Source organism: Raoultella sp., from assembly GCF_039594335.1.
Lineage (GTDB): Bacteria > Pseudomonadota > Gammaproteobacteria > Enterobacterales > Enterobacteriaceae > Klebsiella.
The window spans coordinates 1-3,258 of record NZ_JBCNNS010000263.1; the positions used below are offsets into that span (position 1 = coordinate 1).

Annotated in this window: 3 protein-coding genes; all 3 read left to right on the top strand. The window is 55.5% G+C overall.

Annotation, left to right across the window (positions count from 1 at the left end):
* The first annotated feature begins 144 nt into the window (after positions 1 to 144).
* Positions 145 to 786 carry a hydrolase gene (locus tag ACZAHD_RS22705; protein WP_462458736.1) on the top strand — a complete coding sequence of 214 codons (642 nt, stop codon included), beginning with the start codon at positions 145 to 147 and terminating at the stop codon, positions 784 to 786.
* A 183-nt stretch (positions 787 to 969) separates the two neighbouring features.
* Entirely contained in the window at positions 970 to 1,515 is a 546-nt protein-coding gene (locus tag ACZAHD_RS22710; RefSeq protein ID WP_462458737.1) for an antibiotic biosynthesis monooxygenase, read from the top strand.
* A gap of 32 nt (positions 1,516 to 1,547) precedes the next feature.
* On the top strand, positions 1,548 to 3,258 hold a 1,711-nt coding region (locus ACZAHD_RS22715; protein ID WP_462458738.1), incomplete at its 3' end, for an amidohydrolase.

Below are 3,258 nucleotides of genomic sequence, written 5' to 3' on the forward strand. Positions count from 1 at the left end.
GATGTATTCAGAAATAGCACAGAGAATTTCTTTAATAACTCGTTAGAAATAACTGACTATACTCAGCATGCTTTATCCGTCACGATTCAGACCCACAGAAGTGTATTTTATATCTCTTTAACTTATTAATTAAGAAGGTGTTTAATGTCTATTCGGGAACTGATCGATCCAACTAACTCTGCCCTAATCTTTATTGACCATCAGCCTCAGATGTCGTTTGGCGTTGCCAATATTGACCGCCAGACACTGAAAAACAATACCGTTGCCCTGGCTAAAGCCGGCAAAATTTTTAATGTTCCGGTTATTTATACTTCCGTTGAAACCAAAAGCTTTAGCGGCTATATCTGGCCAGAATTACTGGCGGTCCATCCGCAGGTTAAACCGATTGAACGTACGTCGATGAACTCCTGGGAAGATGACGCTTTTGTTAAGGCAGTCAAAGCCACCGGGCGCAAAAAATTGATTATTTCTGCGCTATGGACCGAAGTGTGCCTGACCTTCCCGGCGCTAATGGCGCTGGAAGAGGGGTTTGAAGTTTATGTGGTTACCGACACCTCCGGCGGCACCTCCGTTGACGCCCATGAACGCGCAATTGACCGCATGGTGCAGGCCGGCGCCGTACCGGTTACCTGGCAACAGGTACTGTTGGAATACCAGCGCGACTGGTCACGCAAAGAGACGTATGACGCGGTCATGGATCTGGTTCGCGAACACAGCGGTGCCTACGGGATGGGCGTAGATTACGCCTACACCATGGTGCACGGCGCGCCGGAACGTAAAGCCTGAATACACTTCATCCTTCAAGCTACCTCGTTGTTGGCTTTGTTTGCCCGCCCCGGTTACTGACTTATGTCAGTGACCGAAGACGTACAATCTGGCCGCCTCGATGCAGCATGAATGATTTTGTGTCTTGTCATTTATGGAAAATGGCGGGAAATCCTGCCATTTTCCGCAGCAAGGAGCTCGGTCATGACGCAACAAAAATCGGTGACCCTGGTAATAAGCCATACGCTCGACCCCGAGCACGGGGAACGCTATGAGCAATGGTTAGGTAAAATTATGCCCGTCGCGGCAGAGTTTCCCGGCCATCTGGGCGCTAACGTGATTCGTCCGACCGCCGGGCAGAATTTATGGAGCGTCATTATTCGTTTTGACACCATTGAACACCTCTATGCCTGGACGCAGTCAGAAACACGTCGCGAACTGGTTGCGGAAATCGCGCCGCTGCTCAATGAAGGCGATCGCACAGAAGTGCGGACCGAACCGGCGTTCTGGTTCACGCCACCCGCAGCGCACGTTCGCCAGCCGCTGCGCTGGAAGCAGTTTCTGATTACGCTGCTGGTGATTTTTCCCAGCACGAACCTGGTGCCCTGGCTGACCGGGATGTTCCTCCCCTCATTGCGGGGAAGCTTGCTGCTGCATTTGATAAATGATGCCTGTGTGGTCGCGCTGGTGGTCTGGTTCTGGATGCCCATCGTGACCCGTTTGTTTGCTGGCTGGTTAAAGAAAAACTGAGCCAGCCTCCCGAACTCCTGAAGGAGAGCGTTATGTCGCAAACTGCCACACTGATCCTGACCAACGGTCGAATTCATACTCTCGACCGCACAAACCCGTTCACCGAGGCGATCGCTATCGCTAAAGGCAAGATTCTCGCCACTGACAGCAGCGAGCGGATCATGAGTTTTGCTGCGCAGGGGACGCAGATAGTCGATCTGCAGGGCCATACGGTGATCCCCGGTCTGAACGATTCCCACCTGCACCTGATCCGCGGCGGGCTGAATTATAATCTTGAGCTGCGCTGGGAGGGGGTTCCCTCGCTGGCGGACGCGCTGCGCATGCTGAAGGATCAGGCCGATCGCACGCCGTCTCCGCAGTGGGTGCGAGTTGTTGGCGGCTGGAGTGAGTTTCAGTTCGCCGAACGGCGTATGCCGACCCTCGAGGAGTTGAACGAGGCGGCGCCGGATACGCCGGTATTTGTCCTGCATCTCTACGATCGCGCGCTGCTGAATCGTGCGGCGCTGAAGGCCGTGGGCTACACCAAAGAGACGCCGGATCCTGCCGGTGGTGAAATCGTGCGCGATAGCCGCGGTAACCCCACCGGGATGCTGATTGCTAAACCTAACGCGATGATTCTCTACGCGACCCTGGCGAAAGGGCCGAAGCTGCCGCTGGAGCAGCAGATCAATTCGACGCGTCAGTTTATGCGTGAGCTGAACCGGCTTGGCCTTACCAGCGCGATTGATGCCGGGGGCGGTTTCCAGAACTACCCGGAAGATTATGAAATTATTGAACAGCTGCATGCGCAAGAGCAGATGACCGTGCGCATTGCCTATAACCTGTTTACCCAGCGGCCAAAACAGGAGCTGGATGATTTCGAACGCTGGACCGATATGCTGAAGCCGGGGCAGGGGACCGACTTTTTCCGCGCCAACGGCGCCGGTGAAATGCTGGTCTTTTCGGCGGCGGATTTTGAAGATTTCCTGCAGCCGCGTCCGGACCTGCCGGAAGGGATGGAAGATGAGCTGGAGCGAGTGGTGCGCCATCTGGTGGAGCACCGCTGGCCATTCCGTCTGCATGCCACCTATGATGAATCCATCAGCCGGATGCTGGATGTTTTTGAGAAGGTGAACCACGATATTCCGTTTAACGGTCTGCACTGGTTCTTTGACCATGCTGAGACCATTACCGAGCGGAATATTGAACGCGTGAAGGCGCTTGGTGGCGGTATCGCGGTGCAGCACCGAATGGCTTTCCAGGGCGAATATTTTGTCGATCGCTATGGCAAAGATGCGGTCAAGCATACGCCGCCGGTGGCGAAAATGCTGGCGCTGGACCTGCCGGTGGGACTGGGGACCGATGCGACGCGTGTCGCGAGCTACAACCCGTGGACCGCGCTCTACTGGCTGGTCTCCGGGCGTACCGTGGGCGGCATGGCGATGTATGACGAGAGTAACCGTCTACCGCGCGACGTGGCGTTGGAACTGTGGACCGCAGGCAGCGCCTGGTTCTCCAGTGAACAAGGTAAAAAAGGGCGCATTGAGAAAGATCAGTTGGCCGACCTGGTGGTGCTGTCCAAAGACTATTTCAGCGTGCCGGAAGAGGAGATCAAAGGCATTGAGTCGGTGCTGACGGTGGTGGATGGCAAAGTGGTTTATGCCGCAGGGCATTTCTCGCCGCTGGCGCCGCCGCCGATTCCTGTGCTGCCGGAGTGGTCTCCGGTGGTTAAGGTGCCGGGCCACTATCGTTCCGCGCCGCCTG